This is a genomic window from Egibacteraceae bacterium (genome assembly GCA_040905805.1).
Lineage (GTDB): Bacteria > Actinomycetota > Nitriliruptoria > Euzebyales > Egibacteraceae > DATLGH01.
The window spans coordinates 1-6,881 of sequence record JBBDQS010000151.1; the positions used below are offsets into that span (position 1 = coordinate 1).

Sequence of the window (6,881 nt, forward strand, 5' to 3'; positions counted from 1 at the left end):
ACCCGGCACAGCGGAGAATCGCCTCCGCTGGCGCTCCGGCGATTCACGTCTCAGGCATTCTAGGACGCGGGCACGATCGGCACCGCGCGGCGGGGACCCACCGGCGGAAAGTGCCCGGGATGCAGGAGCGAGGCCAGCACGGGCGCCGCGGTCACGACCGCCGGGGTGAGCCGCGAGAAGAGCGGGGCCGAGTCGACCGCCCAGCAACGTCCGGTCCGCAGGGCCCGCAGCTCGGCCACCTCCGGCCGGGTCGCCAGCGCGGCGCCGTCCGCGGCCGCCTGCTCGATGCGGTACCCGCAGGGCAGGAAGACGATGGCGTCGGGGTCGGCGGCGCCGATCTCCTCCCAGGAGGACCGCCGCGAGGGCTGCCCCGCGCCGGACAGCAACGCGGTCCCACCGGCCACCTCCACCAGCTCGGGCACCCAGTGCCCCCCGAGCCACGGCGGATCGCCCCATTCCAGCGCGACGACCCGCGGCCGCTCCAGCCCGCGGACGCGGCGCCGGACAGAGGCGTGGGCGGACCGGATGGACTGCACCTGCCGCTCGGCGCGGTCACCGGCCTCCACGGCGGCGCCCACGGCGGCGAGGTCCGCCTCGAGGCCCGCCAGGGTCGTGCCCTGGAGCAGCACCAGGTGCGCACCGTCGGGCAGCGCGGCGGCCGCGTCCCCGGCGGGGACGGCGCAGACGTCGCAGACGTCCTGGCTGAGCACCACGTCGGGCTCCAGGGAGGCCAGCAGGTCCGTGTCGGTGCGGTACAGGGGCTCGCCTGCGGCGGCGGCGGCGCCGACCCGGCGGTCGACCTCGGCTGCGGCCATCCGGGCGCCCGCCAGCGGGGAGGAGGTCAGCACCGGCAGCCCCTGTGCAACGGGGTGGTCGCAGGCGTGCGACACGCCGACCAGCGCGGCACCCAGCCCCATCGCGGCGAGGATGTCCGTCCCCGAGGGGATGAGGCTGGCGACGCGTGGCAGGGTGGGCATGCCACCACGCTACGCCGTCGGCCGCCGCTGGTGCCGGCGGCGGCGCCGGGCTCTCGGTGACGCCCGAGCAGGACGAGAAGGTGGACGCCATGAACGCAGCCGTGGAGCGCTTCGCCGAGGTCGCCGCCGCACCGGCGGTGGATCTCGGTGTCGCGGCGCTCGCGATCGGTGCTGGCGCGGACCCGCTGATGGACTCCCAGGTGTGGCTGGAGGAGCTCGACCGCCTCGCCTCCGGCGTCGAGGGGGTCGACGGACTGGTGGATCGCCTGTTCGCCGAGCGCGGCTTCACCGGCAACGTGCGCGACTACAGCGACCCCGAGAACTCCTTCCTCCATCGGGTGCTCGCCCGCCGGGTCGGCATCCCGATCACCCTCGCGGTGGTGATGATCGAGGTCGGCCGGCGTGCCGGCGTCGGGCTCGACGGGGTCGGCATGCCCGGGCACTTCCTGGTGCGCGACCGGGCCGACGGCACGCTCCTCGACCCCTTCGACCACGGCCGGCCCCTGACCCTGGCGGCGGCCGAGGAGCGTTTCCGGTCCACCACGGGCGCCGGGCCCGAGGTGGTGTTCGGCCCCCCGCTGCTGCCCGTGGTCGGCGCGCACCAGATCCTCGACCGGATGCTCGCCAACCTGGCCGGCGCCTACCGCGCCCGCGGTGCCGTCCGTGACGTCGAGTGGGTGGTGCGCATGCGTTTGGTGCTGCCGTCGGCGGGTCCCGAGGTGGTGCGCTCATTGGGCGAGGCGCTGGCCGGCCAGGGCCGCTTCCAGCAGGGCGCCGAGGAGGTCGAGACGCGCGCCGAGGACGACCCCGAGCTGCTCGCGGCCGCGCGGGCGTTGCGCGCCCGCCTCAACTGAGGGCCGGCGAGCCGACGGCCGTGCCCGGTCCTACGGCGCGGGCGGCGGGGGCGCGGGCGGCGGGGGCGCAGGTGGCGGGGGCGGCACCGGGAACGGCTCGGGTGGCCTGCCCTCCAGCGCCGATTGCATGAAGTCACGCCAGACCGGGGCGGCGAACTGGCCGCCGGTCATCCCCGGGTAGGGCACGCGCCCATCGGGGTGGCCGACCCACACGGCCGTCGACAGCACGGGCGTCGTCCCGATGAACCAGGCGTCGGCGAAGATCTGGGAGGTGCCCGTCTTGCCGCCCACATCCCAGCCCGGCAACCGCGCGCGCGTGCCCGTGCCGCGGTTCACGACCGCGCGCATCGCGTCGATCATGCTCCCGGCGGTCTGGGGGCTGACCACCCGCGTGCGCTCCGCCGCGTGGCGGTAGACCTCGTTGCCGTTCGCATCGTCCACGCGCTCGATGACGTAGGGCGCGGCACGCTCCCCGCCGGTGGCGAACACCCCGATGGCCGAGGCCATCTCCAGGGGGGTGACCCCCCGGAACATCCCGCCGATGGCCATCGCCGGCCCCTGGTTCGGGAGGCTGCCGAAGGCCTCGTCGGTGTCGATGCCGAACTCCCCGGCCTTCTCCACCACGAAGCTGATGCCGGTGGTCAGCATGAGCTCGACGAACGCGGTGTTCACGCTGCGGACCAGGGCTTCGTGCAGCGTGAGCGTCCCGTAGCTGGAGTTGGCGAAGTTGCGCACCACGTAGGGCTCCTGGTGCGGGTCCCAGGCGAAGGCCCGCGGACCGCCCCCGCTGATCGTCGAGTGGATGGAGCGGCCCCGCTCCAGGGCGGTGGCGAGCACGAGCGTCTTGAACGCGCTGCCCGGCTGGCGTCGCCCCTGGGTCGCGAGGTCGTAGGCCTCCGCCTCGAAGTCGACCCCGCTGTGGGTCGCCACGATGCGCCCCGTGCGCGGGTCCACGGCGGCGATCGCCGCGGTGCGCTCGCTCGCGGCATTCGGGTAGTGGGCCTCCACCACGGCGTGCGCCGCGTCCTGCACGCGCGGGTCGATCGTCGTGTGGATCCGCAGGCCCCCGGTGAACAGTCGGTCGATGCGCTCGGGCCGGGTCTCCCCGAAGGCCGGGTTCTCGAAGAAGTCCCGCTTCACCGCCTCGACCACGAAGGGCTCCACGACGGGGCGCTCCCGGCGGGGCATGACCAGCAGCGGCACGTCCACGGCGAACTCGGCGCGCTCCCGGCTGATGTAGCCCTCCTCGCCCATGCCGCGCAGCACGGCGTCGCGTCGGGCCTCGACGGCGTCCGGGTTGTTGCGCGGGTCGAGTCGGCCCGGGGCCCGGATCATGGCCGCGAGCGTGGCGGCCTGCTCCAGCGAGAGCCGTTCCGGAGGGGCGTCGAACCACTCCTCCGCGGCCGCGGCCACGCCGTAGGCGCCACCGCCGAAGTACACCTGGTTGAGGTAGCGCTCCAGCAGCTCCTCCTTGGAGAAGCGCTCCTCCATGGCGAGCGCGTACGCGAGCTCCTCGGCCTTGCGCTCCAGGGTCCGCTCGGCGGACAGGAAGTTCATCTTGGCCAGCTGCTGGGTGATCGTGGACCCGCCCTGGGCGACGCCGCGGGCCTGGACGTTGGCGACGGCGGCCCGGCTGATCGCCTCGACGTCGTACCCGTCGTGGGAGAAGAAGCGGCGGTCCTCGGCGGCGAGCACCGCCTGCCAGACGTGGTCGGGCACGCTGTCGAAGGGCACCTCGCGCCGATCCTGCTCGTCGTGGAGGACCGCCAGCTCGCTGCCGTCGGCGGCGTACACGACGCTGCGTTGCGCCAGCCGCGGCAGGGTGGTGTCCTCCGGCACCGCGAACTCGACGTCGACGACCTCACCGTAGCCCTCGGCGGCCGGCACGAGCGCCGCCGCGACGACCACCACCCAGGTGACCGCGGCCGCGGTCACCGTCATGAACCCGGTGAAGGAGTGCACGAGCCGTCCGCTCGCCCGGCGGACGACCTCGGTCCCGCGGGTGAGCACCCACCCGGTGGCGTCCACCAGACGACGTCCGGCGGCGGGCGCCGCGCGGGACCACCACCCGACGTAGCCAGCCATGGCGCGCGGTGCCACCCGGCCGGCGCGCAGCAGTGCGTCTGCCACATGCCCGACCCACCATCCGGTCGCGTCGACACCGGCGCGGGACGCCCGACCCAAGCCCGGCCGCACGCGGTGGCGCACCACCGACGAGAGCCGGAGCATGCCCAGCACCACGGTGGCCGCCCACATCGAGACGAGCGTGCGATCGCGCCCCGGCTTACCGGACCAGGGGGAAGGACTCGGTTGGTTCGAGACGGCCACCCCCCTGTTCTACCGTGCTCGCAGGTCGCGCCCAACCGCGCGCGCAGCATTGTGCGAGGATTCCTCCCCATGGCGAAGAATATCTTGACCCCGCAGGCGGAGGATTTCCCCCGCTGGTACCAGGATATCGTGGCCAAGGCCGATCTCGCGGAGAGCGGTCCGGCGCGCGGTACGATGATCATCAAGCCGTGGGGCTACGCGATCTGGGAGCACATCCAGGCGGCGCTCGACGTCCGCATCAAAGCCACCGGCCACGACAACGCGTACTTCCCGCTGTTCATCCCCGAGGAGTTCCTGCGGCGCGAGGCCGAGCACGTGGAGGGCTTCAGCCCCGAGCTCGCCATCGTCACCCACGGCGGCGGCAAGGAGCTCGCCGAGCCGCTCGCGGTCCGCCCCACCTCGGAGACCACCATCGGCGACGCCATGAGCCGTTGGATCCAGGGCCACCGCGACCTGCCCATGAAGCTGAACCAGTGGGCCAACGTCGTGCGGTGGGAGCTGCGGCCCCGGCTGTTCCTGCGCACCACCGAGTTCCTCTGGCAGGAGGGCCACACCGCCCATGCCACCGGCGAGGAGGCGCAGGCGGAGACCCTGCAGATGCTCGGCATCTACGACGAGGTCATCCGCGGCGTGCTCGGGATCCCCGCGGTGCTCGGGCGCAAGACCCGCGCGGAGACGTTCCCGGGCGCGGTCGTCACCTACGCCCTCGAAGGGCTCATGCGGGACGGCAAGGCGCTGCAGATGGGCACAAGCCACAACCTGGGGCAGAACTTCGCCAGGGCCTTCGACATCGGGTTCTCCGACGAGCAGGGCCAGCGCCAGCTCGTGCACACCACCTCGTGGGGCGTGTCCACACGGGTCGTCGGCGGCCTGATCATGGCGCACGGCGACGACCGCGGGCTGCGCCTGCCGCCCGCGGTCGCCCCCGCCCAGGTGGTCGTGCTCGCCATCAAGGACGAGGTGGTGGACGAGTGCGCCCGCCTGGTCGACGCGTTGGTGGCCGCCGGGGTGCGCGCCCGCCTGGACGCGACCACCAGCCAGTCGTTCGGCCGGCGGGCCGTCGGCTGGGAGCTGAAGGGCGTGCCCGTGCGCCTGGAGGTCGGTCCCCGCGACCTCGCGGCGGGCGAGGTCACCCTGGTGCGCCGTGACGCCGAGGGCAAGCAGGCCATGGCGCTGGGGTCGGTCGCCGAGGCGGTGCCGCGCCTGCTCGACGAGATCCAGGCCTCGATGCTGGAGCAGGCGCTGGCCTTCCGCGAGGGCCACACCCGCGAGGCCGAGCGCCGCGAGGACATCGACGGCGCCGGCCTGTGGCGCATCCCGTGGGACACGTTGGGCACCGCCGGAGAGGCCCGCCTGGCCGCGGACGGCTACAGCGTGCGCTGCCTCGTGACCGCCGCTGGCGGCCTGCCGGCCCCGGACGACACGGACAGCCTCGTCGCCTACGTCGGGCGCGCCTACTGAGTAGACCTGCTCCACCAGTGCACCGCGCCTTTGCCGTCGGTCAGCGCTGGTGGCTACATGACCTGCGGGGTCGCCGTGGACGGGACCGCCGTCTGCTGGGGGGTGGACGACGCCCCCGACACCGGTCCCGGGATGGCCACGCCTCCCCCCGACGAGACGTTCGTGGAGGTGAACGCCGGCTGCGGCGAGCCACGTCCCGGCCAACCCGGCCATGACCGGGGGCATCGGCCCCGGCAGACCATTGGTCGGACATGGGGTCGGACGCGAGGCCGGCCCATCCGTGCGGCCCATCCGTGCGGGCCGTCCGTGGCGAAGGACGGGAGAAGCCCGGGAGGGCGCGGACTAGAATCGCTGGCGTCGCCGGCACGGTTGGAGGGCTTCGATGGCTGATCTCGGCTTGGTGGAGGCGTTCGTCGGGGGCGTGCGCTCCGGCAGCGTCCCCGGCCTGCAGGTGACCGGCGACGTGCTGTACGTGGCCGGGTGGTGGCACGCGGCGCTGCGGGTCAGCAACGACGCCTTCATCGTGCGCGCGGAGGCACCGCCGGAGCCGGTGCCGGTGTTCGACCTGCTGACCGTCTGCCTGGAACGGTCGGGCCTGCGGGTCGTCCAGGGCGGCGACAACCCCCTGATCAACGCGATCACCTACGTCGAGGCGGACGTCAGCGGGCTGGAGTGGGACCTCTGGGCGCCGACGGCGGAGCGGGGTGCGGAGGCCATCGCCACGCGTGTGGGCGCCGAGACGGTGGCGCCCGGTTCGTCGTCGGCGTTCGACCTGCAGGCGTGGGACACCCCCGGGGAGCCCCTGACGGAGAACCTGCCCGGTAACTACGGCGACATCAGCGCGCAGTTCGCCGAGGCGTTTCTCGACGGCATGCCCACTCCCGTGGTCGTGGCGGTGGGTCTGCCGTCTGACGTCGTGCGGGGCCTGGAGGTCCTGCTGACCGCGTGCCGCGTGGAGTCGAAGGAGTTGGGCGAGGCGCTGTCCGCCTGCGGGCTGCTGAAGCCCGATCTCGTCCTCGTCGACGCCAGCGAGGAACGCGGCCGCCACTTCATCCTTGAGCTGCGCGGGGAGGCGTGCGGGCGTTCGATCCCGGTCGTGGCCGTGACGAACGACCCGGTCCCGGCGGGTGCCAACATGACCCTTGCTGCCGAGACCAGCCCGATCGACTGGCACCAGCAGCTGGTCGAGCTACTGCCCTGACTCGTGCATCGCCTGAGCCTGCGAGGGCGATGCTCTGCTGCGCCGGGTGTGGGGGGGGGG

The 6,881-nt window shown here is 73.8% G+C and carries 5 protein-coding genes; 3 read left to right on the forward strand and 2 right to left on the reverse strand.

Annotated elements, in window-relative coordinates; all coding sequences use genetic code 11:
• Positions 1–59: 59 nt before the first annotated feature.
• Positions 60–977 (reverse strand): ABC transporter substrate-binding protein, encoded by a 918-nt coding sequence (locus WD250_16380; protein ID MEX2621795.1) that lies wholly within the window; start codon positions 975–977, stop codon positions 60–62.
• 89 nt (positions 978–1,066) lie between these two features.
• Between WD250_16380 and WD250_16385 the strand changes: the two genes are divergently transcribed.
• Positions 1,067–1,831 (forward strand): transglutaminase-like domain-containing protein, encoded by a 765-nt coding sequence (locus WD250_16385; GenBank protein ID MEX2621796.1) that lies wholly within the window; start codon positions 1,067–1,069, stop codon positions 1,829–1,831.
• Between the two features lie 30 nt (positions 1,832–1,861).
• Here WD250_16385 and WD250_16390 read toward each other — a convergent pair whose 3' ends face one another.
• Entirely contained in the window at positions 1,862–4,087 is a 2,226-nt protein-coding gene (locus WD250_16390) for a transglycosylase domain-containing protein (GenBank protein ID MEX2621797.1), read from the reverse strand.
• Between the two features lie 141 nt (positions 4,088–4,228).
• On the opposite strand from WD250_16390, the gene proS reads away from it, so the two are divergent.
• Together proS and WD250_16400 are read left to right on the forward strand one after the other, a co-directional pair.
• Positions 4,229–5,620 (forward strand): proline--tRNA ligase, encoded by a 1,392-nt coding sequence (gene proS, locus WD250_16395; protein MEX2621798.1) that lies wholly within the window; start codon positions 4,229–4,231, stop codon positions 5,618–5,620.
• Between the two features lie 382 nt (positions 5,621–6,002).
• Positions 6,003–6,821, forward strand: a complete 819-nt coding sequence (locus tag WD250_16400; protein ID MEX2621799.1) for a hypothetical protein — start codon at positions 6,003–6,005, stop codon at positions 6,819–6,821.
• Positions 6,822–6,881 lie beyond the last annotated feature (60 nt).

Coding starts and splice junctions, on each gene's coding strand:
- proS (MEX2621798.1), top strand. CDS start 4,229: ATGGCGAAGAATATCTTGACCCCGCAGGCGGAGGATTTCCCCCGCTGG.
- WD250_16380 (MEX2621795.1), bottom strand. CDS start 977: ATGCCCACCCTGCCACGCGTCGCCAGCCTCATCCCCTCGGGGACGGAC.
- WD250_16385 (MEX2621796.1), top strand. CDS start 1,067: ATGAACGCAGCCGTGGAGCGCTTCGCCGAGGTCGCCGCCGCACCGGCG.
- WD250_16400 (MEX2621799.1), top strand. CDS start 6,003: ATGGCTGATCTCGGCTTGGTGGAGGCGTTCGTCGGGGGCGTGCGCTCC.
- WD250_16390 (MEX2621797.1), bottom strand. CDS start 4,087: ATGTGGGCGGCCACCGTGGTGCTGGGCATGCTCCGGCTCTCGTCGGTG.